We start from the raw sequence: 23,845 nt of genomic DNA on the forward strand, positions 1-23,845 counted from the left end.
CACCAGGTAGGAGGATAGTTGGGTTACACTAAGCCTATGAAAAAACAATACACTCCCGAGTTCAAATCGAAAGTTGTCCAAGAGATTCTCAAAGAGGAAAAAACCATGGCACAGATTGCTGCGGAGTACGGTGTTCACCCCGTCCAATTGAGCCACTGGAAGAAAGTCGCCGTTGAGAACATGGCAATCCTGTTTGTAGATGAACGCAAGGCCCTGAAGGAACAAAAGGCACAGGAACAGAAAATCGAACGACTCTACGCAAAGGTCGGTCAACTCACCACTCAATTGGAGTGGTTAAAAAAAGAGTGGCATCGATCCGGACAAGGAGTGAGCGCGTGTCCATGGTTGAGCGGGAGAATGAACAGGTTCCCCTGCGAACCCAAGCGAATCTCCTAAACCTGAGCCGATCCAGCCTTTATTACAAGCCAGCTGGCCCGTCGGAAGATGAGGTGAAACTGAAGCATCAGATTGATGAGATCTACACTGCGCACCCGACGTATGGCAGCCGGAAAATCGTTCACATGTTGCGGCGTGAGGGTTGGGAAGTCAATCGCAAGCGGGTGCAGCGTTGCATGCGCGAGATGGGAATTGAGGCCATTTATCCAGGCCCAAACCTGAGCAAGCGCAATCTGCAGCACAAGATTTACCCATACTTGCTGCGCAATGTAACGCCGAACCATTCGAATCATGTCTGGGGAATCGACATCACCTATATCCGCCTCAAGCACGGTTGGATGTACCTAGTCGCAGTGATTGATTGGTACTCACGGTATATCGTGAGTTGGCAACTGAGCGATACACTTGAGCTGCCGTTCGTTCTGACGGCCGTTCACTCCGCACTGAGACAAGCGAAGCCAAAGATATGGAATAGTGACCAAGGAAGCCATTTTACAAGTGATCAGTACATCAGTTTACTCAAGGAAGCCGAAGTTCAAATCAGCATGGATGGCAAGAACAGAGCGCTGGATAATATCATTACAGAGCGATTATGGTGGAAGCAAGGCAGAGAATTGGAGCCTTATTCAAGAATACAACTACGACCGTTCACACCAATCACTGAGCTATCTGACGCCGGCTGAAGTTTATTTCCAGCAGGAGCGCACTGCACTACATCCTCCTGCTGCTGTCTGAAAAGTCAGTAATGTTTTCATAACTTAAACTAGAAAATCAGTGTCTTGACAAAGGGGGTTCACCTTATCTGTAAAAGGATCTCTCAATACCTCCATGGCGTACCTTAGTGCCAAATTCATTTACAAAATTTAACCACTCTAATTTAGTGTCAAATTATTTGTAATATAATCAACCTATCAGTCGATTTTGGTCACTTTTATGGTGTTAATCGGTAAACATAATTTCATCAAGATAACATTCGTATTTGTTAGTAATCTGTTTGTATAATTGAAACGCCTCTTTGTGATTTCCATTAGATTCAAGAATAATTGCATAGATTCTTTGAGCTTTACAAAATTCTCTTAGCCAGTTATGTGCATTAAAATACTGGATGATATGGTCTAAGGTTTCAGTAATATTACTCAATTTGTCTTTAGCGTATATTGCGGCTTCGTAGTGAATCAGGCGGGCGCGGGCGGCTTGCCCTTCATCGTTAATCGTTTCGAACATATTCACTGCTCGATTGGACATTTCTTTGCTGGTGATGAAATCACCTTTCTTAAAAGCGCAACGTGCTAATTCTACGTAATCGTACGCAATGCCTCTAATCGATTGAGTTTTCTGATGTAGTTCTAATGCCTGGTGGATTAAACGAATTGCACCATCATAGTCCCCTTCAAGGTACTTACAGCGAGATAAATTATGGTTGGCATTTGCTACAGACTCAAAGTTTTCGAAAGCTTCGTAAATACCTTTTGCAGTTAAGAGATGGTGCTCTGCTGTCTTAGGTTCATTCATCAATAAATATGTTTGCCCAAGGCCGAATAATATGTTTGCATTCTCTTCGCTGTTTTGGTCGTCAATAAACCTACGTGCCTGTTCATAATGGATAATGGATAATGCGTATCGCGAAACTCGTCCATAATAAATCCCTAGTGCATAACTTGTTTTTTTAAAGAGCTCAGGATTATCGTTAGCTGATACTATCTCAATCGCATTTTGAGTGTCCTCAATTGCTTTTTGGAAATATCCTAATTTGTATTTAATACGCGACCTTTCATAATAAGCTAACGCTTTTACCGCCATGGTAACAGATGTTTCTAAATATTTATCAATAATTTGTAATCCCTCTTCAAGTTTTCCGCTCCGAGCCAATGCAACAGCTAGCAACATATTGGCGTGCTCATAAAGGTTAGCTAGACGGAGTTCTTCCTCTTGGTTCTTCAGCAGAGAATTCAATACGTCAATTGCCTTGTCAACACGATCCATAGAAATTAATTCATCGCACAGATCAAGCGTGGGCTTTACCGATGAAAAATTCATTTTCGCCGATGCAACATTTTCATTTTCAAACAACTCATTAGGATGTATGTTAAAAAATTGACTGAGTTTCGCAACTGTACGAGGTCCGGGGTTTTTTTTGGAGCCGTTTCTTAGCAGTGCTAAATATCCCGCTGAAATTCCTATATCGGATGCTATTGCCCTTAATGATTTCGAAGTATCAATTTCATTGTATTTTGATGTGAGAAGCATATTTAATTTATGAGAAGAGAATTTCAATATACACCATCCTCAATCTTTTACTCTATTATATTATATTAACTAGATGTAAACCAGAGTACAGTTCACTAAATCAATATTTAATAATTGACTGTTTTTATAGAAATGTCATAACATCATACTGTAAAATATTTTATTTGGAGGTGTATTTATGAAAACTAAGTGGTTGAGTGTAATTGCCTGTTGCATGTTTGGGTTGTTCTTTTGGAGCGTTACTTCAAACACGTCAACAAGTCCATCAACAATTGATCCACCGTTAAGCTCTTCATCCACGTATACATCATGATGGCGGAAGGCTGATGGGGATGGCCGTTTCTTAATGTCTTTTTTTAGACATTGAGGGAGGCCATTTTTAATCTTTTTGATGAAAGCAAAATAAAAAAGCACACTTACGAAAGAATTAATTTTGATTAATTTAGAATACGATATTGACAAGTTCAACCCCAAAGTGCATTCTAAATTCATCGAAAATACCAACTAAACAAAATAAACCATCAAATTTAGGATGGAGAATTTTACGCTAGAATAGCCTGAACATAGATTACTTATTAAATATTTTCTATGATAATACTTAATTTGTATTTTTTGGAGATGGTGATTAGTGGAGTGGACTAGGGATCAAGTAAATAAAATGGCAGGAGCAATGACAACCACCGTTGGGCTCATTACTACCTCTAAGGGTGAATCTCATAACGTGATGGCTGCTGAATGGTCGTATATGGTTTCGAAAATGCCTCCTCATATTCTTGTTTGTATATATGAAGAGAATATAACGGGTGACTGGATTGCAGAGACAAAAGAATTTGGGATAACTTTCTGTAGTGAAAAGCAAGCATCACTAGCTAATTTTTCTGGTAGTTACAGTTGGAATGATATTACGAAGCTCAATTCAAATTTGTATGACCTGTATCCGGCGAAGTATATCAATCCATATCTTATACGCGGAGGTTTATTGGCTTGTGAGTGTCGCCTCTCAAACGTCATAAGTCTCCCAGAATATCGTTTATTCATTGGGGAGGTATTAAGATGTGATTTTGATGAGGCCATGATTAATTCTCCACTTATAAAGCATGGCGCGATGTATTCCATAGGACAGCGTATCGATCACGGTCCAACTACCTTTTCAGCCGATATAATTGAAACTGAAGATAATGAAACAATGTTAAGAATAGCTGGACGAGTCGCCTATCAATCCATTGGTGTCCCAACTATAAAGGTAACTATTGTATATGTGGATGGAAATCAAGATGCGATAGAACTTTCAGTAAATTCAGATGGTTATTTTTATACGAGTATGCCTAAAAGTGTAAATACCCCTATTTTGGAGATTTTTTGTTCCTTAGGTGACGACATAAGTCGTCCAGCTACTTTTCGAATTCCAAGACATTAATTCCTTTGAAGGGGGGTGAAGAAATGAAAAAGCCTATTCGTCGTGCAGCTGTCTCTGGCAAGTAAATTTTGGACGCAAGGTAATCCGGAGGTTGGATTCAACTCCGGATTACCCTATATCTAATTACAGGGGGATTAATATGGAACTTACAAATCGTGTTGTACGTGTTCTTTATATCCAAGACTGTGGCATTTTGGTATCTGATATTGTCGGTAGAATACATTTACTAGATGAGAACTTGAGGATGATTCGGTCTTCTCCCGTAATTTCTAATGGGCAACCCGTTTACGCTATTCATGTAGCCGACAAATGGATTGTCGGTAGAGACAGAACTGGAAATATACTCAGATGGTCGTTAGATAATCTGGATCTACTTAATATCTATAATGCGAATACAGTCTGCGATACGGAGATGTTAATGTTAAATGAAGAACCCTCCCCAAAACTTAGTCACGGCATCACCGTATGGCGCGATAAGGTTTATGTGAATAATGGTTATATGCAACTTGTGGTTCTCAATCTACAGTCATTCGCCGTTGAGAGAATTATAACTTCTCCGACTGGCGACATACCAATAGAATGGATATGTACAGATCATCCCGATATTCACGCTATTACCGATAGGCGTGGACACTTATACATCGGAAATCTGGATACAATGGAGTTTGGAAACCCTCTAACACTTGATCAATTTTCATTACATCGAGTTTTATACGATAAAAGACACAATCGTTTTTGGGTCACCCGCGATGGTGGTAACAGAATGCCGTTAAACTTAAACAATGGTATTGTTACGGTTTCGTTAGATGGAATAATAGAGCAAGAGTTTCGGTTCGCACGTGATGATATTGAATTTCTTGTATTTACACCTAATTTTGAAAAAGCAATTTCAGGTGGATTTGATGGGGTTCTTACATTTTTTGATAATACTCAACGCGACCTCCAAATTGAAAGGACTATTACCGGGTTCCCTCACCAATTAAGCGATTGTACCCTTGGACGGGATGGGCAAATATATGTTTTAACGCAAGATGGAGAAATCATGAAAATTGACGAGAATGGACAATGTATTAAGGCTCCGTTTCGTCGCCAAGCGGTTTGGGATATTCAGAGGTCTCCTTCCAATCCAAACCATTTAGTTTGTGCAACAGACGATGGAGTGATTACTATGGAGGTCGACACTACTCCCCGTGGAGAACCCAATGTTCAAACCAAAAAGCATTATGTGACCGGGCTCGGTTTTACGCGTCGTGTTGTTCCTCTTCCTGATGGCTACCTTGGTGTAACTCGAGATCAAAAAATTTTTCGGTCAGGTAATGATGATAAAATTTTATGGATTCGAGATTTACCACCGCTGTTGAATACCATTTCTGTTTCTCCGAACTTAATGGAAGTATTGGTGGCAGCCGACATAGGTGGCTTCGTTTTAAAGGCGAACACAGGGGATACCATTGAACAGCTTTCTGTTGATGATTTACCTATTTGGGCAAGTACGTATTTGCCTAATGGTGAACGAATTCTTGCGAATCGCAACTGTACTGTTTGTTCTTTTGAACCAGGCCAAACTTCACCCAAGTGGACAGTGGAATTGGGTGGGTACCCAAAACGTTTATACTACCTAAAGGATTCGAATTCTCTATTTGTAGTTGGTGGTGGAGGCGTTCGTGAGATTAGTGCAGATGGATCCGGGCTTATTCGTGAGTGGGAGGAGTTTATGGAAAATACGTGTGAAAACGCAGTTCTTGTAGATAATACGGTTTGTGGTGTTACTTATGGATGCCAACTGCTGGCCTATGATTATATATCTGGAGAACTTGTTGGTCTTATCGAGGATTTACCCGATATTCCGAAGGGACTCAACGTATTGCGCAAATCTAATGGTTGTCCAGTTATCCTTGTCGGAGGCAGAGGAGGGTATCTAGGGATGTTTGAGTTGGATCGAAAACGTATGGATAGACCATCAGGGGCTCTTGAAAACCTGCATTATTCATACATTCCGCGAATGGGGTTGCAAACTGAACTGAATCTATCCGTTTCTTTGGAAGGAATACTCAGAACCGTATGACTAAACAGGTACAATGGTCACCTTGGCGGGATAAACAATTTCTCTTCTTTGCGAGCGGTAATTTTATAGATAATGTGGGTAGTTCTATTTATAATGTTGCACTTCCGTTATTTATCTATGATGTTACTAAATCGTTAGTTGCGATTTCCTTTTTCGTCGCAATGCAGCCGTTAAGTATGCTTTTAGCCCCCATTTTCGGTACACTAGCTGATCGCTTTGGATCACGGGTTCTTGTTATTCCTGGATTGACATTACAATTGCTAGCTGCTCTTGGCATAAATTTGGTGACCATAAATGAGCTAGGAAAGGTACACGAAGGAAGCATGTTATTATCGTTTTTACCGCTAATGCTTTTCGTAGAAATTGGGGGTAACGCATATCGGCGAGGATGGATGAGTGGATTGCCTGGGATGTTTGGGGGGAATGCGGTTAAAGCAAGAGGGAGCCAATTTACGCTGTATGTTGCATCTACGATTTTAGGACCCTTACTAGTCACAGTTGGGCTTCCTACTATTGGGTACTTGGGGTTGTTGTGGGCCAATTTAATTTCCTATATTGCTCCAATGATTGTGTGGTGGATCGGAGTACATCCGCCTAGGGTGCAGAAGAATGGCGAATTTCACTTTCAATTCTTCCAGGACCTTAAAGAGGGATGGCAAATTATCCGAAACAAGCCGCAACTTGTAAACTACTTAATTGTTTTGGTGCCACTCACATTTTCAACAGTGGTCGATGCGCTAGTCATTTACTATCTTCGTCACAACTGGAAATTGTCTGCTCGAAATGTGAGTACAATTTATGCGATTGCAAACATCGCAAGTTTCATTGGCTCGCTTTGGGCAAGTGAACAGAAAAAATTTAGACTTAGATTGTTTCTTGCAATAAGTGTAATAGGGTTACTTGTCGTATTACTAATGCTACCTATTCCGTTTTTGCCATTGGTTCTGTTCACAGTCATACTGAACGCTTTTTTTACTGGCGCATTTGGAGCAATGGACGGAATGCTATTAGTGGCATACTCACCGGAATCTGCATATGGGCGAATCAGTGGTATATACCTTTTACTGGGTGGGATTCCTGCTTTTGTATCACCACTTGTAACACCTCTTATTAAGAGAGGTGTAGGGATCCAGGGTACTTTTTTAATATTGGCTGGTGTAGCATGCTTGTCTGCATTCTGGGTCGTTTGGAAATGGAGTGTATGGGCTGATACTTCTGTTAATACGGAGGAATCACTTGATATCAGCCTATAATGTTCTTCTTTATCCTTGTTCTATAGGATGTGATATCAATGGATTTAGATTTTGAGTGGATCCCTATCCCGGGTGGGTCAGTAAGAGTTGGCAGTACTTTGGATGAAATTGATCAAGCTTTTGAATTTTGGAAGGAAAGGCTGCTGGTAAAGCCGGGGTGTCGTGGTGATTTTAAAAGTTGGTTAATGAAGGAATATCCACCGTCTGTTATTCAGTTGAACTCATTTTCTATATCAGACATCACGATTACTAACAATTTGTTTCGTAAGTATTGTGATGAGACGAGGCATCTCCCAAGTGAGAGTTTAAGGAATTTGGAATTAGGTGGTGGAGAAACCCATCCTGTTTGGGGTGTATCGTTTGAGGAAGCAATATCTTTTTGCCAATGGTTATCAGGAAAACTAGGAAGCTGTATAACCTTACCTACAGAGGCGGAATGGGAGTATGCCGCTCGAGGTAGTACGAATTCCGAATATCCATGGGGAAATGTGTTTGATCCATACGTTTGTAATGTATATGAAACAGGCATTGGGAAAACAACGCCTGTGCGTACCTTTAGGGAAGGCCGTTCATATTTTGGCCTCTACGATATGGGAGGAAATGTTGAGGAATGGGTCAGTTCTAAGTATGTACCTCATCCAGGGGGTCAACTAATAAAAGATGACCTGTGGGAATTACTTGGCCCAAAATATCCAATTCTAAAGGGCGGATCCTTTTCACGTGGAGGAGACTTGGCACGGGTTGCGCGTCGGCATGGAAGACATCCAGATCCTGAATTTCGATTTACTGGTTTTAGGGTAGTTATGCGGTCTAATAACTAGGAGGTTGATTTTATGCATACAGGTCCCATTACCGCTGTAATTGTCTCTAAAGATGGGAGATATATTTTTACTGGAGGCTATGATAGGAAAATAATAGCATGGGATTTTAATGGAAATAACCATGAAATTATTGGTTCACATGATCATTTGGTGAATTGCCTTGCTCTATCGAATGATGGGAAATTACTTGCTTGTGGCAGTGCAGATTACACAATTAGTATATATGAAACACAGACAAGAAAATTAGTGAATAAATTGATAGGGCATGCAGATGATGTCGAAGCCATATCTTTTGCAAAGAATGGAACACTTCTAATCTCTGCTTCAAATATTCATGACAATCGAATTCTTGTATGGGACGTTAAAACTGGTCGTATAATTAGACAATTCTCGGAACATTCAAAGTGCGTTAACAGTATTTGGGTTTGTGATAACTTAGTCTTTTCCGTAGCTGATGATGGGAATGTTTTTAAATGGGATATAGATACAGGTTCTATCATCGATAGATTGTCAACTGCGGAAATGGACCTCGACTGTATCAGTGGCGATGAGGCGAGACGGAAATTTGCTGTAGGATGCGATGATGGGAAGGTACTGTTCTATAACATTGACAGTCTAAAGTTAGAACGAGAATTAGTTGCACATGAGCGTGGGGTCAAGAAAATTGTATTCTCTCCCTCCGGTCAATATTTTTTAACTTCCGGATATGATCACAGTATAAATATTTGGAAAACTGACGACTACAAGTTGATAAGAAAACTTGAAAACCAGACTTATCAATGGGAACGTTCACTTGCTTGGACTCCTGATGAAAAAAACATTATTGGAAGCAGCTTCGGAAAAACGTTTTGTTTTTGGGAAGTTGATTCAGGAAAATGTGTATCTTCAGACAACATATTGGCGACTCCTTCCATAAATGATATAGCTGTTAGTGGGAATGGAACAATCGTAACGGCTTCGGATGATGGAGTGTTTCGTATTAATGGGAAAGATGTTTTGAACAGGTATGGAACGTTGAACAACGCTACCTGCATTTCCCTAGACGGCGAGTTTGCAATATGGGGCAATCATGCGGGGCAGGTTTGCTTGTTTAATGTTCACGAGCATTTATTGATTAACACATTAAACACAAACGGACCAGTAAACACGATAAAGTACTCTCAAGAGAAAAATGCATTTTATATTGGTACCTACGGAGGATATATTCATGAATTTAGTCTGAGTGATAGGGATATAGTGAAAACTATTCGCGCACATAACGGTGCCGTTAAATCTCTAGACTTATTCGGTGAAATGCTAGTCACTGGTTCGAGTGATGGACGGATCAGAGTGTTCGACCTTCGCGATTGGACACACTGTGAGCTTGTAGTAACGCCATTTATTGTGAATGATCTGTGTTTCTCTACAAATGGAGAATATATAGCTGTCGTAGGTCGAGATAAAATTACGCGTTTTATTGAGACTAAAACTGGAAGAGTTATAAATCAACATCGCGTACATCGGTTTTCGATTAAATCCGTGGCAATTAATAGCTCAGATGTTGTTTTTGCTGGCGATTACTGGGGACATGTCTCAATTTGGCATCCCTTTTCTTCAGAGGAACCCCAATTAAAAAGAATCTCTCCAAACGGAATAAGCGCTATTAGAAATCTTGGAGAGAAAGTGCTAGCAGCCTCTTGGGACGGTGGCATATATAGTATTTCCGAAACAGGAGCAACGACGGTCTATTTTCGTCTCTTTAAACAAATTGATGAAAAAATTCTGAATTTTGCTTGATTCTCTATTTAAAAGCAAGAATAGATTGATTATTAAATAGAGAACGGGAGGAAGAGTCAATGCAGGTTGATCCAGGCTTTGTTATTGAACTTTCTGAAAGTGAGAGGGAGCATGTCAGGAACCTATCAAATTCTGTAGGCTCTATGGAACAAGTTAATGATGAATTACTGAACCGGATAGAAGTGGTATCCCTGCAGTTGCCACATAGGGTGGTTTCAAATCTGATTGCTTTTAAGCGTTCTTCGAACAATTATGGAATGCTACTGCTTCGTGGTCTTCCAATTGACGTACAGTTACCTCTTACCCCGACTACTGCTCAAATCGGGACAGTGCCGGATATCACGACAAGTAAAATTGTATTACTCTTGCACATGCTTCTCATTGGAGAACCTATTGGGTACGAAGATGAACAGAATGGGGAATTATTTCATCATGTCTACCCTATCAAAGGTTGTGAACATCGTATTGAAAACTCAGGATCCAAGGTTTTTTTTGACTATCATACCGAAGATGCCATTCATCCTTTCCGCCCAGATCATCTTGCGTTGTTATGTTTAAGGAATGATCATGACGAAACAGCAGAGACACGTGTATCTTGTATATCTAAAGCGTTACAAGTTATATCGCCGCATGCAATTAACATTTTAAGAAAAAATCTTTTTGAACTTAAAGCTCCTTCGTCTTTTGGAAAACCGCTCAGTATAAGAACACCAGTATTAACCGAAAGTCTGTTATTGCCAAGAGTTTTATTTGATTATGCAACTATGAAGGGCGTAACAGAGGAAGCACAGTGGGCACTGGAACAATTAAACCGAGCATTTAATGAATGCAGTATTAGTGTCAAACTAAAACCAGGAGACCTTGCCATTATTGACAACCGTATTGCAACACATGCCCGTACAACATTTGAGCCGAGATATGATGGAAGGGATAGGTGGTTATTACGATTGTACACTGTAGTTGATGCATTTGCCTCTCGACAAGTTAGATGGAACCACGAACACATATGTGCTCCCATATCCATTACTTTAACTTCATCAACACTGAACTCAATACAACTGAGTGAGACATAAACGCAGTACGAACAAGTGAGCGTGGTGTTGAAATATATTTTCGAACGAGGGCGATATTAATGTTGACAAAAACTCCGATAAAGTATCGGCTCCTTCTGTATACTGAGTGGTTATTTCCCGCAGGGTTCCTCTATGGGTTGAAATGAATAAATATAATATACTAGAGTCATCCAAGATGAGGCGTAGAGCGTAATACTACAGAACTTCGAGGATGTAAAATATTTTATGTAAACTGGTATTAAGTCAATATAGTGGACACTCCAGAACGGAGAAATCCCAAGTTTTAATATTCTGATATCGGATTGACACCCGTTGTTTGGACATAGCTCCCGTTTTCTAGCGTAATCTCAGACTTTCACATTTGTCTTCGGCGTTAGCCCAGTCTCGTAGTGTTGCTTGTTGAACTCGGCGGGTGGCAGGTAATGCAGGCTTGAATGCAGCCGCCGATTGTTGTAATAATCCATAAAATCTACGACTGCTTTGTATGCCTGTTCATAACTTTCGAACTCGTACCGTGACAAACAGTCGTCTTCCAGAAGCCTGTGGAAAGACTCGATGTGTGCGTTCATATTCGGTGTTCGTGGCGGTATTCTCTCGTGCTCAATACCGAGTTGTTCACATGTCGACTCAAAGGCCAGGCTGACAAACTGCGGTCCATTATCTGAACGGATGACGGGTAAGACAGATTTGTCGAGTAGTCGACGTTTCCACAGTGCTCGTTTTAACGTATCCACAGCGTCTGTTGCCTCACAATGAAGCCCAATATGATAATCCGCTGTCTGTCGGTCAAATACATCAATGTATGACCGTACGAAAAAGAATCTGTCCTCACCGTGAACGTAGCCGTATTTGATGTCAACTTCCCAGAGCTGATTCGGTGCCATAATGTCCCGATTTCTGGCCAATCTCCGTGGATACTTGGACTTGATTTGCCGCTGCTGTTTGAGAATCCCCAGCTCTTTACACAGTCGATATACCTTCTTCTTGTTGATAACCAACTGATACTCTCGTTTTAACACGTAGGTCAGCTTGAGATATCCGTAGGCAAACCCATCTCCCGCTACGGCGTTCATTATCGTGAACGTCAAATCCCGCCCACCTTGCACTACCCCCCTCATGCTGTAGCAAAGTCGTATATGAAAGCAAACCCCGCCGGGGAGCCAGCGGGGCACCTTCATATGCTATGCTTTTTTCGGTCTCCTGCGGATTCGCTCAGGCAGACGCTCCGACCACGGCAGCAACTCGTTCATTGCCGTCTGGTCGTCCGTCTGGATGTTCGGTAGCCGTTCGAAAAGGTACTCCAGGTACAGGTACGGGTTCAGTCCGTTCTCCTTGGCCGTCTCCACCAAACTGTACGTGGTGGCACTTGCTCTCGCGCCCCGTGGGGTGTTCGCGAACAGGAAGTTTTTTCGTCCGATCACGAACCGCTTCATCGACCGCTCACTCCGGTTATTGTCCAACTCCAAATGCCCGTCTTCCAGGAACGTGGTAAGTTTAGACCACTGGTTGAGGCAATAAGAAACCGCCTGCCCCAAGGCGCTCTTGGGCAGCAACTGTTTGTTCTGCTCCTGAAGCCATGCCAAAAACTCGTCCAGCACCGGCCGGCTTAACCTCTGCCGCTCTATGTGACGTTCTTCTGGGCTCGCGTCCTTCAGAGCGCGTTCAATCTTGAACAACCGGTTACAGTATTCTAATCCTATTCTGGTCGCTGTCGGTTTCTTTCGCTCCTCTGCTGGCAGTGCAGTGTGTGCCTCATGAAACTTGCGCCTGGCGTGTGCCCAGCACCCGACCAGCTTCACCCCTGGAAGGTCGTTGTACCCGCTGTACCCGTCCACGTGCAGGTACCCCTCGAATCCTTCGAGAAATCGCTTCGGGTGCTCTTTCGAGCGGGTCTCCTGATAGTCGAACAGGACAATTGGCGGTCCATCTGCACCACTGCGGTGCAACCACATGTACGATGTCGTCTCAGCCGGTCGTCCTGGCTCATGCAGCACTTGCAGTGTCGTCTCGTCCGCATGAAGATACCGCCGCTTGCGCAATTCCTCGTGCAACTGGTGGTATATGCGTTCGAGCCATCGTGTCGCGCCTAGTACCACCCAGTTCGCCAGCGTCTGCCGGGTCAACTGCAGACCCTGCCGGGCAAACTGCTCCTCCAGCCGGTACAGCGGTAAGCCGTCCACGTATTTCTTGTCCATCACATACGCCAACATCGATGCGGATGCCAGGCTACCCGGTATCGGGGGCTTGGGCATCTGTGCCTTGACCATGGGCGTTTCGGTCCCATGCTTGTCGCACGTCCGGCATGCGTACTGTTGTTGCACGTGTTCACGTACCTTTGTCTGTGCTGGAATGTGGATGAGCTCGCGACGGATTTCCACACCCGCCTCGTCCATCACCTCGCCACAACACGGGCACTGACGTTCCTCCTCCGACAGACGGTACTCCACCCGTTCCACCGGAAGGTCTGCCAGCATGGCATCCCGCTGGCCAGGCTGCTTCTTGCGTCGCTCATAGGTCACCGTCTCGAGGGTGGGTTCCGTTGCCTCCGGCTGCGCCTCAACCTCGGCCTCATTGAATAACAGATCCAAGCGCATCTGGTCATTCGCTACGCGTTCGCTGGACTTCCCAAATTGCCGATGACGGGTCAGGCGAAGCTGCTCCAGCAGCAGTTTGACCTGCTTTTTCAGCTCCGCGACTTCCTGTTCCAGCGCATCGTTGCGCTGTTGAAGGGCTTCCAGTTGGTTTGGGGTCTCCGTCGTCGTGTTCATCATGCAAAACGATTTCGACACACTTGCCGAAATCCCTTGACAGATCCTTCTGTGTTTATCGGTCTCACACCACTTTTTTCGCCGTAACTTTGGGGTGTGCCTTTGGTTGGTTGAGTGGCAGTCCGTCCAACAGCCAGTTCAGCTCCCGACGGGTGATGAGGAGGGTCTTGCAGTCCCTGGCGCCCGGCCATTCAAACCGTCCCCGCTCCAAGCGGCGGTAAAACAGCCAGAAGCCGTTGTGTTCCCAGTACAACAACTTCAATTTGTCCCGCTCCCGGTTACAAAACGCGAATACCGCTGGAGAAAACGGGTCCAGCTGAAAGGACTCCTGCACGAGGGCCGCCAAACCGTCGATGGACTTGCGCAGGTCCGTGCTGCCGCAGGCCAGATACACGCGCAACTCCGGTGCGGTGTCGATGTTCAGCATAGCGATGCCAGAGTGCGCACCACATCGCGCAGCAGATCCGAGTCGTAACCAGGTAAGACCTCGATCACAGCAGGCCCTACGCGTACGGACAGCGGCTTGTCCGTCACTTCAGTCGCAAACTCGTCCAAGCGCACCGGGATAAAACGCGGCTCAACATCATCGCGCCCCTGGCTGTCGTGGGCGGTGTCCGCCTTAAACTTGCCGACCCAATACCTCAGCTGGTGCTCCTTGACCTGATGCGCGGCACACCATGCTGCTCCGGTTAACCCGCTGGCCCGAAAGTCCGTCACACGGGCGCGCCAAAGCTCGCGAAGTTCTTCTAACTCGGCTTTTGTCACGATGATCCCTCCATGACTGGATTCTGGAGGGGATCATCTCGCAGAAGAAGGACTAACGCTAGGTGTGCGCTATTTGACGCACACAAACCAAACGTTCGTAGCAGAGCGTCCTAACCAAGTATACATGGCAGACATCACTTACATCCCAACGGATGAGGGATGGCTCTACCTGGCCAGCTTGGAGGATTTATATAGCCGCAAGATTGTGGGCTGGCGTGCGGATGCACGGATGACAAAAGAGCTGTGCATCGGAGCGCTGGAGCAGGCCTGCAAACGCCAGAGGCCAACAGAACCAGTGCTGCATCATTCGGACCGTGGGAGCCAGTACGCCTCTCATGACTACCAGGAAAAGCTGCAAGAGTACGGGATGGTTGGTAGCATGAGCCGCAAGGGTAATTGCTTTGACAATGCGTGTATTGAGTCGTTTCACAGCATCATCAAGCGAGAGCTCGTGTATCTGGAAAATTTCAAAACCAGGGAACAAGCCATACGACGGATCTTCGAATACATTGAGGTCTGGTACAACCGGGAGCGGGTACACTCATCTATCGGGTTTCTAGCACCGGCTGAGTACGAAAGAAGATATTTCCAAGTGTCGAGAGTCAAGGCAAGCTAAGCGAGACAAAAGTAATCGTGTCAGAATATTAAAACTTACAATTTCTCTGTTTTGAGGTGTCCACTATATTGACTTAATACCAGTTTGCAATGTTGTTATTTGTAGAAACACCGATGCCAATCAGAACTACATTGTGAGGGATCCGATCCTCGTTCATTATAACTCACGTATATATCAGGTTTACACAAGTCTGATGGAATATGTATACCGTTTTTCCCTAATAGCCCGCAGAAATGCTAACCTCTGCGACGACATTGCGAAGCGATTTGTCCGGTTTACTTCACTTAATTTTATTAAGTGAAGTAAGTTGAACTTATAGGCAGGGAATTTTTCAACTTGATTATACTATGTTTATTTTAATTCAGAATACATACATAAGAGTCAATTTGATATAAAAATTACAATACTAACATCTATTTATTCAAAGATATCTTGCTATTAATGAGGTTGTCTGAGAGAGTGCGAAGCCATTAAGCCTAAAAATTATTTTGAATATAGGTTGCAAGTGTTATTAAAAAGGAATACATTATATATTAATACGGAAAATATTTTACTGATTTAGTAAAAGTGGTAGATATTGAAGTATCATAAAACTGGAATTGGCTTTTTGATAGTAAAGAAATTCAAAAATGGATTTTTTAATTGATTAGCTGATAAAGTTTGGAAAACGCTATTGATTAAAATCGACAATGATGAAGAACATACATCAATTTGGGCCGAATGCGAATGGACCAACCCTAACAGGTTCTGTTAAAGACCGTGTAGCCGTGGCTATGATGTCTAATATTTTAGAATCTCTTAAAGGTGCTCCTAGAACTAGTTAGACATTGAACTAAAACTTGTTCTAAGTGATATTCAAACTAAATTTTGTTATAAGCATTTAAGAAACTGAATGTTGATAACGATCTCGTAGGTAGAAAACTTGGGTTCATTGGCGCCATTACTCATGCAGTGCAACTGGCGACTTAAAATCCCGAGAATACTTTCCTATATCAACATCAAAATGCTGCGAACCCGCTTGCACATTTAACTGGAACCGGACGCGAGAATTGAGCAAATTGGTATAACTATATCGATGCATTGGTTGATGCTTTTGGGATTGGTGGGAAAATTTCCGAATTTTACGATGAAATTTTAAGTGTAACGCCTCAGTAGTATGGTTGATGCTTAAAGAAGTATCATATGGGATCAATCTAGCTTCTCAGCCAGGGAAACGTTGACCGATACTGGTGGATTGAGTTACAGCATTAAACAACATTTTGTTGAAGAACGTGAAGTTGAAATAACGCAACCTTCGATTTACTCATGTGAAGAGGTTCTTAGAGAAATGAAGAGATATCATAATGAGACCGTAATGAAAATTGGGACTTTTGCAGCTGCCAACAAATTGGCAGCTCGAGCAATAGCAAAGCGGTTTGGTACAAATTCAAATGTGGTAACTATTTTCCCAGACGCAGAATCACCAGAGGAGTGGGCGTATGCAAATGAAATGGTTGATTAATCCCTAGAAACTAAGGAGGTATTTTTGTGACCTACAATGAGATTCGACAGCTTGTGTCTGAGAAAATCAACTTCTTGAATTGGAACACGGAGAAATCCTTAGTGTTGGTTGGCCCGGTTTCTTTACCAATCTCGTTGGACGGTAATATTGTTACATTCTCTTGGTACACTTGGGGGCACGTTGAACGAAACAGGTACCTCTCCCTAGACCAATTTTTGGATGACTTAGGTCGTGAAAGCAGACCTGACATCTCTTATTCTTCTGCTATTGTATATGGAGATTTCCAAGAAAGTGAGCAAACTCTCGTTCGACTACATAGTATTTGCCACACAGGCGATATTTTTGGAAGTCAGCGATGTGATTGTGGATATCAATTTAAAACGGCCTTAAAACAGATTTATTCATTTGGCTCTGGGGCCCTAATGTATCTTGCAGACCAAGAGGGAAGAGGTATTGGTTTATTGGGGAAAAGTGTGACATACCTGCTACAGCAATCAGGGTTTGACACAGTAGATGCTAATACTTGTCTTGGGTTCGCAGATGATAATAGAAGTTATGACCAAGCTGCAATCGTGATTAGCTGGTTGAGAAAGAAACCGATATCACTACTTACAAATAACCCTGCAAAGTTGGATGCGTTAAAAAAGTGCGGAATTGACATTGAGAGACGCATTCCACTCTGGGGAGGTGAGACAACATTTAACGAGGAGTACTTAAAGACGAAGGTTTGTCGAATGGGGCATCTCTCAAATGCGTCCACACCTGAAATAAAAATGCAAATACAAACGCGGTGAGGTGAATGGGATGGCTCCTACAATTGATTTCGAGTAGATTAATATTCCGAGTGGTTTGGCAATTGTGGGTAGTAGTTTAGAAGATATTGAGAGTGACCACGATTACTGGATTACAAAACTCTTAAAACTAGATTATGCTAAAAATTTTCGAGAGTGGTTATTGAAAGAGTACCCGAAATATTTCATTGGTTTGCAACCATTTTAAATCTAGGATATTCCTACCATACACTTTTTTCACTAACAGGTATCCAGATATTTGGTCCTATCCGTGCTGCTAATACTCTCTTAGTTGTTTTGTTTGTGACGTTTATATCCCGAGCTACTAAGAAATTAAGAAACCAGATTAATCTTTACGTTGGGACGATTTTGTTCACACACGGATACATGGTTTTGGGGTTTAGTAATTCGTTTTGGCTAATCGAAAATTTACCTGCTTATATAAACTTGGAGAGCTTTAATCGGCTATACTTTATTAGACAGAAATTAAGGTCAAGTCGACTTAAGCTATCGTAATAAAGGAGTGTTTACCATTACTAAAGAAAGAAGAATATTTACTCCGCAGTTCAAGTGATGGTTCAACTTTATCAGAGTCGAAAACCAAGGAAGTACATCATACGTGAATACAAGATGACACCATCTGCGTTGGATAAATGGATTAAGCAAAGCCAAACATCAGGCTCGTTAAGAAGAAAGATAATCTCACGTTTGAGCCGGAAGAACTGATCCGTTTATGTAAGGAAAATAAATAACTGCTTGTGGAGAACGATATTTTAAAGCAAGCTACGCTGAGACTAAGACGAAAGTAAATGTGATTCGCAACATTGTGCACAAATATTCGATATCAGCAATGTACAGCATCACTCCCAAGAAGTACGTACGTATTACTACGAAGGTACAGGAAAAGCAGCCTGAAGACCAATTGGTCGAAACAATTCATGAGATTTTCTACAACAGCCTAAACATCTACGATACTCGAAAAATCAAGTTTGAACTGAAGAAAAGAAACTTGATTGTATCCAGGCGTAAAATCGGCAGAATCCTAAAAGAACTTGTACCTATTTCGGTATATACAGCGGCGCAGTACAGGCCTTATATCGATTCCTGCAAAGAGTCGAAGGGGGCAGATGAACTCAATCGGAAAATTCAACAAGAAGAGCTCTAGCCGTCTTTGTCAGTTGCTTAATATATGTATGTAAGAGTCGAGGGAGAGTGGCAATACGTAAGTTTATTAGTGAATCTCTTTAATCGTGAAATCGTAGGTTATAGGTGCAGGTGCGCATAAAAAATACACAGCTTGTTCATCAGGCAATTGCATCGAGCTAGGGGGAACTTAAACAATATCCAGATGTTTCATACAGACTATGGAAATGAGTTCAAAAATAAGCTCATTGACGAGGCGCTGATAGCGTTTCATATAAAGCGATCACTAAATTTGAAGGGGTGCCTTTATGACAATTCCGTAACAGAAGAAAAATTCAAGAGATTTAAAACGAAATTGATCCGAAATTGCCACTTTGGTAACTTGGAGCAACTTAAGCTTAAGTTAGGTGACTACGTTCACTGGTTCAATCTCATTAGAATTCATGGAACGGTCCGCTACTTGACTCCGGTTGATTACAAGTCAGAGCATCTTAAAAAGTTGTCTAGTTTAGTGTTGACAATCCAGCTTATGTACGTTCCCGTTAAGCAAATATTGTTGGCCGACTTAATTCCTGAAGGAAGAAGAAGTGTTTATCTCATCGTGAATTCCATGAATTCTCGAGCTGGAGCACAAATTGACGCTGTTTTAATTTCACTTGGTGCACTAATACCACCCGTCGGAATGTCAATGATCTATATTCTCATGGGCATTAGTATTATAATTCTTTATTCGATGATTTTTAGAATTCAAAACCTATCAAAAGACGCAAAAACGAAGGAAAAAGACAAATGGATGAATTTTTTATGAATTTAGCTTATCAACTAGCACTAACTGTTGATGGACAAACGTCACCAAACCCGCCTGTTGGCTCTGTAATAACTAAGAACGGCAGAGTCATAGGCATCGGTGCACACTTAAAGGCAGGAACGGAACACGCTGAAATCCATGCCCTAAAGTCATCGGTAGAATCCGTTAACAACGCAACAATCTACGTTACATTAGAACCATGTAGCCATTTTGGTAAAACACCACCATGTGCAAATGCCATAATTGAAGCTGGCATAACTCGCGTTGTAGTTGGTGCCGTAGATCCTAACCCTAAGGTCTCGGGGGATGGAATTAAAGTTCTTCGAGAAAATGGAATTCAAGTAGACATGTGCACTCTAGAAGACCGCATCGAACGCCTATATCAACCGTTTACTCAGTTTATTCTCAAGCAAGAACCATTTGTCTTGGTAAAGTCCGCAATTACACTTGACGGAAAAATTGCGAGCAGTTCTGGTCAAAGCAAATGGATTTCTTCCAGCACTTCTAGAGAATTAGCTCATAGGTTACGCAATAAGTGTGATGCAATACTTGTAGGCATAGGAACAATAATCGCTGACAATCCAAGCTTAACGACTCGACTGCATGGTGGTGGGAAAAATCCGCTACGTGTGGTTATTGATAGAAATTTACGGATTCCTCTTGAAAGCAAAGTTATTCAAGATACTGAGCGATCTAATACCCTTGTGGTTACTGATATAAGGGTAGAGGACAGGAAAATACAACAACTTAATAGTCTAGGTGTCCAAACCATTCAGTTTGATTTTGGTGAAGAGGAGTGGCTTGTAAAGTTACTAAAATCCCTTGCAGCACGAGGTATAATTAGACTTCTTGTGGAGGGGGGGCAACACATCACTACTTTGTTTTTTGATAAACAAAGAGTGAACGAAATTCACCTTTTCATGGCTCCGAAGTTAATCGGGGGAAAGGATAGTTATTCGATTATTGGGGGGGAGGGGATTTCCATAATAGATTCCGCAATAAGAATAGTAGATATGAATATTGAACAGTGTGAAGAGGACTTATACATAAGAGGGACACCCGTTTGGATTTGATACGTACGTCTAAGAGGAGATTTATTTATGCCTAGGAGTGTGTCTCTTAAGCCCCGAAATTGGATTTGAGTCTTCATCCCTTGTCCACTAAGCTTGAATTATCAGTGGAGGGGATTTATTGATGCAACGGAAACGATATACGTTGGAATTTAAAGAACAGATTCTTAAAGAGGTGCGTGAGGTGGGAAATGCCGCCCAGGTAGCGCGCCGCCACGGTATTGTCCCAAAAGTGGTTGATAACTGGATGTCTAAATCCAAGCATCAGGATTGGCAGTCCGCAGCCCCTGAGGCAAAGAAGGTTGCCAGCTACATCCCTTCCTCGTCGGAGTTCAAGGAGCTTGAGACGGAGAACGACAAGCTCAAGAAGATCTTGGGTAACAAGGATCTGGAGATTGCCATCCTGCGTGACATGTTAAAAAAAGTGAACCCTGCTTATCGGACAAAATTGAAATAGCCGACAAGTGGATAAAGCGGGGTTATAAAGTTGCTGTTGTGCTACGGATGGTCGGCGTGAGCGAGGCGACCTACTACCATCGTCTTAAGCATCAGGGTGAGCCACGCGTTTACAACGGCGGGCGTCCGAAGCCTGGCTACTCTCTCTGCAATAACGGTAAACCTGTCAGTGATGAACAGATGAAAGAGTGGCTGTTGGAGGCGATTGCTGGAGATGAGACGAGCTACGGCTACAGGAAGCTAACTGTTTACCTGAGACGGCATCATAATCTGGTAGTGAACAAGAAGAAGGTTTACCGCCTATGTGCCGAGCTCGATATCCTAAAGCCGCAGCGCCGGAAAAGACTTCACCATCCAAGACGATTGGCAAACAACAGAGAGGTCACTGGCTCAAACCAGCTCTGGGAAATGGACATTCAGTATGGCTACATTGCAGGCGAACATCGGTTCTTCTTCCTGATGAGTATTATGGATGGGTATGACCGCGCTATCGTTGACTATCACATCGGACTCTCTTGTGAAGGTCAGCATGCGGTACAAATACTACAACGTGCTTTGTGGAAGAGACAATTGTTTGAGAACGATAACCGACCTGTCATCCGAACGGATAATGGACCGCCATTCATTAGCCATGTCTTTGAGGACGGTTGGGGTCTGTCAATAATTTTGTGTAAACTCCTTTGAGTGACCTTAGCGGACGTACTGTTCTATACGATCCGGAAAGTATATCGTCAACTGACTGAGAATCTGCCCCCAGTTCTGAATTCGCATGGTCCAGCGTTTCGTAACCTCCATCGTGGCCAGGAATAACATCTTGGTGAGGGAATCGTCCGTCGGGAAGATGCTCTTTCCCTTGGTCACCTTACGAAGTTGCCTTTGGTAGCCTTCAATCAGATTCGTTGTGTAAATCAAACTGCGCATCTCCATCGGATATCGGAAGAAAGTGGCGAGTTCATCCCAGTTGCTTCGCCAGGACCGCACGACAATGGGATATTTGCTGCTCCAGGTCTGCTCGAATTTATCCAGTTCTTCCAGGGCTGCATCCTCAGTGCTGGCTTTGTAGATGGGCTTTAGTGCCGCTGTTACGGGCTTGTAGTCCTTATACGACACGTACTTGAGCGAATTACGGATTTGGTGAACGACGCATTTCTGAATGTCGGACTTAGGATAACAGGCTGCAATTGCTTCACTGAAGCCTTTCAGGTTGTCGACGCAGGTGATGAGGATATCTTCAACACCACGGCTCTTCAGCTCGTTAAGCACGTTCAGCCAAAACTTCGCAGACTCGTTCTCGCCGATCCAGATGCCAAGCACGTCCTTTTGCCCTTCAAGGTCAATGCCCACAACCATATAGGCAGCTTTGTTTATCACCTGGCCCTCCTGCTTTACTTTGTAGTGAATGGCATCCAGAAACACTACTGCATACACACTCTGTAGTGGCCGGCTTTGCCATTCCTTAATCATCGGAAGAAGCTTGTCCGTGATGTTGGAGATGAGTGTGGGCGATACGTCTAGTCCGTACAATTGGTGAAGATGGGCCTGAATGTCTCTAGTGCTGACACCCCGTGCATACAAGGCAATGACCTGTTCCTCGATGCCGACGGTGTTGGTCTGATTCTTTTTAATGATTTCAGGCTCGAATTCACCCTTTCGGTCTCTGGGGACTGAGATCTCTACGTCACCGTATTCGGAGGTAAGAGTCTTGCGACTATGCCCGTTGCGACTGTTATCTGTCGTCTTGCTTTTCGTGTCATGCTTGGCGTAGCCCAGATGCGTCTCCAGTTCGGCCTCAAGCATTCCTTGCATCGTGCTAGCGAACAAATCTCGCAGTGCGGCTTGAACGTCTTCCGTGGACTTCAGGTTATTCTCCTTGATGAATTGCTGTATGAATTCCTTCGAAACCTTCGTCATTTTGGTGCCCTCCCAATCTGTTACTCCCGTTAGGGGATTGGGAGTTTACACAAAATATTTTACACCCTCGACGGTTGTGAACAGCTAGGGGTCACACATGAGCGCATTCCGCCAAAGACGCCGAATAAGAATGCGCATATGGAGTCGTTTCATTCACAGTTAGAAAGCGACCGGCTCTCTGCCGCCGAGTTTGAGAACTACCAAGCAGCATACGCGGCCGTGACAGAATACATTACGTTTTACAACCAGCGCCGAATTCACGGTAGCTTATATGATCTGTCACCGGAACAGTTCATGCGCGCAATTGCCAACAACGAAGTGCAGCCATTCGTCGTTAAGGTCTAAGCAATCCTACGAGCGAGTGAGATTAAGGGAGCAAGACTCTAATATTGAGGGGTTAAACCGTTCGTTACGCACCTTCAACCATAAACTGCCCACGTCTTGGTCACTGTCTTCATCTTTGACATTAAACAGATAGGTATCCAAGGTGTCTAATCCATCAGGCATTATCTGTTCAAACTCATGCCGTGAAACCTCAAGCGCCTCTTCAGCCGAGACGTTACCTACTCGCACCTTCTCTTCGGCATAAAACTTTACATTAGCCTCGAACTACGTCTCATATTTCTCAATTGTCATTGGCACCAACTTAACCACGTCTATCCCTCGATTCTCTTTCGATTTCTACCAGATTTTTAATTGAGCCTGTTCGTTATTGCACAGATCATTCCTGCTCCGTGGGTGACAGAACGTTTGTATAGAACACATGCATATCCATGCAAAGCACACATTGTGATCAACAAGTGTAAACTGGTTCTTTCGCGTTTTTGGTGAAGAGTTTTGTCCATCAGTATAGCAATCGACAAATTTCGCACGAAGAAGTAAATTGGTCACAATGCGTTACTTAGCACCCGAGCCCTCAACAATGAAAAACTTGCTCTGCCGTACATCTGTCTTTTTAGGGTTTTTAG

General features: G+C 43.2%; 19 protein-coding genes and 3 pseudogenes. 15 read left to right on the plus strand and 7 right to left on the minus strand.

The annotated features are described in order from the left end of the window. Positions 1 to 36 precede the first annotated feature (36 nt). A pseudogene (locus tag ACOJUR_RS15880) lies at positions 37 to 1,131 on the plus strand (IS3 family transposase). A gap of 204 nt (positions 1,132 to 1,335) precedes the next feature. Here the strand turns inward: ACOJUR_RS15880 and ACOJUR_RS15885 are convergent. Together ACOJUR_RS15885 and ACOJUR_RS15890 are read right to left on the minus strand one after the other, a co-directional pair. Continuing rightward, positions 1,336 to 2,670 carry a helix-turn-helix domain-containing protein gene (locus tag ACOJUR_RS15885; protein WP_420950662.1) on the minus strand — a complete coding sequence of 445 codons (1,335 nt, stop codon included), beginning with the start codon at positions 2,668 to 2,670 and terminating at the stop codon, positions 1,336 to 1,338. A 108-nt stretch (positions 2,671 to 2,778) separates the two neighbouring features. Continuing rightward, positions 2,779 to 3,111 (minus strand): hypothetical protein, encoded by a 333-nt coding sequence (locus tag ACOJUR_RS15890; protein ID WP_420950663.1) that lies wholly within the window; start codon positions 3,109 to 3,111, stop codon positions 2,779 to 2,781. Positions 3,112 to 3,271: 160 nt separating this feature from the next. On the opposite strand from ACOJUR_RS15890, the gene ACOJUR_RS15895 reads away from it, so the two are divergent. The 6 genes from ACOJUR_RS15895 (at position 3,272) to ACOJUR_RS15920 (ending at position 11,048) form a co-directional block, all read left to right on the plus strand. Beyond that, positions 3,272 to 4,060 carry a flavin reductase family protein gene (locus ACOJUR_RS15895; protein WP_420950664.1) on the plus strand — a complete coding sequence of 263 codons (789 nt, stop codon included), beginning with the start codon at positions 3,272 to 3,274 and terminating at the stop codon, positions 4,058 to 4,060. 139 nt (positions 4,061 to 4,199) lie between these two features. Next, a complete protein-coding gene (locus tag ACOJUR_RS15900; protein WP_420950665.1) occupies positions 4,200 to 6,125 on the plus strand; it encodes a WD40 repeat domain-containing protein in 1,926 nt (641 codons plus the stop codon). After that, a complete protein-coding gene (locus ACOJUR_RS15905; RefSeq protein WP_420950666.1) occupies positions 6,122 to 7,378 on the plus strand; it encodes an MFS transporter in 1,257 nt (418 codons plus the stop codon). Before ACOJUR_RS15900 ends, ACOJUR_RS15905 begins: the two co-directional genes overlap by 4 nt. Positions 7,379 to 7,416: 38 nt before the next feature. Further along, positions 7,417 to 8,199 (plus strand): formylglycine-generating enzyme family protein, encoded by a 783-nt coding sequence (locus ACOJUR_RS15910; RefSeq protein WP_420950667.1) that lies wholly within the window; start codon positions 7,417 to 7,419, stop codon positions 8,197 to 8,199. 12 nt (positions 8,200 to 8,211) lie between these two features. Continuing rightward, entirely contained in the window at positions 8,212 to 9,975 is a 1,764-nt protein-coding gene (locus ACOJUR_RS15915; protein ID WP_420950668.1) for a WD40 repeat domain-containing protein, read from the plus strand. Between the two features lie 59 nt (positions 9,976 to 10,034). Continuing rightward, positions 10,035 to 11,048 carry a TauD/TfdA family dioxygenase gene (locus tag ACOJUR_RS15920; protein ID WP_420950669.1) on the plus strand — a complete coding sequence of 338 codons (1,014 nt, stop codon included), beginning with the start codon at positions 10,035 to 10,037 and terminating at the stop codon, positions 11,046 to 11,048. A 347-nt stretch (positions 11,049 to 11,395) separates the two neighbouring features. Here the strand turns inward: ACOJUR_RS15920 and ACOJUR_RS15925 are convergent, their stop codons facing one another. The 4 genes from ACOJUR_RS15925 to tnpA form a co-directional block, all read right to left on the minus strand. After that, positions 11,396 to 12,136 carry an IS3 family transposase gene (locus ACOJUR_RS15925; protein ID WP_420950670.1) on the minus strand — a complete coding sequence of 247 codons (741 nt, stop codon included), beginning with the start codon at positions 12,134 to 12,136 and terminating at the stop codon, positions 11,396 to 11,398. 93 nt (positions 12,137 to 12,229) lie between these two features. Further along, positions 12,230 to 13,816, minus strand: a complete 1,587-nt coding sequence (gene tnpC, locus ACOJUR_RS15930) for an IS66 family transposase (RefSeq protein WP_420950675.1) — start codon at positions 13,814 to 13,816, stop codon at positions 12,230 to 12,232. Between the two features lie 64 nt (positions 13,817 to 13,880). Beyond that, complete coding sequence (gene tnpB / locus ACOJUR_RS15935; protein WP_072875299.1) at positions 13,881 to 14,243, minus strand: IS66 family insertion sequence element accessory protein TnpB; 363 nt, start codon at positions 14,241 to 14,243, stop codon at positions 13,881 to 13,883. Next, positions 14,237 to 14,581, minus strand: coding sequence for an IS66 family insertion sequence element accessory protein TnpA (gene tnpA, locus ACOJUR_RS15940; protein WP_072875300.1), 345 nt, complete (start codon positions 14,579 to 14,581; stop codon positions 14,237 to 14,239). The genes tnpB and tnpA overlap by 7 nt, the downstream gene beginning before the upstream one ends. An 85-nt stretch (positions 14,582 to 14,666) precedes the next feature. On the opposite strand from tnpA, the pseudogene ACOJUR_RS15945 reads away from it, so the two are divergent. The 7 genes and pseudogenes from ACOJUR_RS15945 to ACOJUR_RS15975 all read left to right on the plus strand — a co-directional run. Then, positions 14,667 to 15,197 (plus strand): annotated as a pseudogene (locus ACOJUR_RS15945) (IS3 family transposase); the annotation flags it as partial. 1,216 nt (positions 15,198 to 16,413) lie between these two features. Continuing rightward, on the plus strand, positions 16,414 to 16,698 hold the full coding sequence (locus ACOJUR_RS15950; protein WP_420950671.1) for a cysteine synthase: 285 nt from the start codon (positions 16,414 to 16,416) through the stop codon (positions 16,696 to 16,698). 26 nt (positions 16,699 to 16,724) lie between these two features. Next, on the plus strand, positions 16,725 to 17,492 hold the full coding sequence (locus tag ACOJUR_RS15955) for a GTP cyclohydrolase II (RefSeq protein ID WP_420950672.1): 768 nt from the start codon (positions 16,725 to 16,727) through the stop codon (positions 17,490 to 17,492). Positions 17,493 to 18,062: 570 nt separating this feature from the next. After that, positions 18,063 to 19,125 (plus strand): annotated as a pseudogene (locus tag ACOJUR_RS15960) (IS3 family transposase); the annotation flags it as partial. 296 nt (positions 19,126 to 19,421) lie between these two features. Beyond that, positions 19,422 to 20,513: a bifunctional diaminohydroxyphosphoribosylaminopyrimidine deaminase/5-amino-6-(5-phosphoribosylamino)uracil reductase RibD gene (ribD, locus tag ACOJUR_RS15965; RefSeq protein ID WP_420950673.1), complete on the plus strand. Its 1,092-nt coding sequence runs from the start codon at positions 19,422 to 19,424 to the stop codon at positions 20,511 to 20,513. A gap of 121 nt (positions 20,514 to 20,634) precedes the next feature. Next, positions 20,635 to 20,967 carry a transposase gene (locus ACOJUR_RS15970; RefSeq protein WP_420950677.1) on the plus strand — a complete coding sequence of 111 codons (333 nt, stop codon included), beginning with the start codon at positions 20,635 to 20,637 and terminating at the stop codon, positions 20,965 to 20,967. A 47-nt stretch (positions 20,968 to 21,014) separates the two neighbouring features. Next, on the plus strand, positions 21,015 to 21,650 hold the full coding sequence (locus ACOJUR_RS15975) for an IS3 family transposase (protein WP_420950678.1): 636 nt from the start codon (positions 21,015 to 21,017) through the stop codon (positions 21,648 to 21,650). Between the two features lie 6 nt (positions 21,651 to 21,656). On the opposite strand, the gene ACOJUR_RS15980 is transcribed toward ACOJUR_RS15975, so the two are convergent. Continuing rightward, a complete protein-coding gene (locus tag ACOJUR_RS15980; RefSeq protein WP_420950674.1) occupies positions 21,657 to 22,877 on the minus strand; it encodes an IS256 family transposase in 1,221 nt (406 codons plus the stop codon). A gap of 54 nt (positions 22,878 to 22,931) precedes the next feature. Here ACOJUR_RS15980 and ACOJUR_RS15985 point away from each other — a divergent pair, with 54 nt between their 5' ends. Continuing rightward, on the plus strand, positions 22,932 to 23,222 hold the full coding sequence (locus ACOJUR_RS15985; protein WP_420950679.1) for an integrase core domain-containing protein: 291 nt from the start codon (positions 22,932 to 22,934) through the stop codon (positions 23,220 to 23,222). The last annotated feature ends 623 nt before the right edge of the window (positions 23,223 to 23,845 follow it).

The sequence above is a fragment of the Alicyclobacillus tolerans genome (assembly GCF_048984885.1).
Lineage (GTDB): Bacteria > Bacillota > Bacilli > Alicyclobacillales > Alicyclobacillaceae > Alicyclobacillus_I > Alicyclobacillus_I tolerans.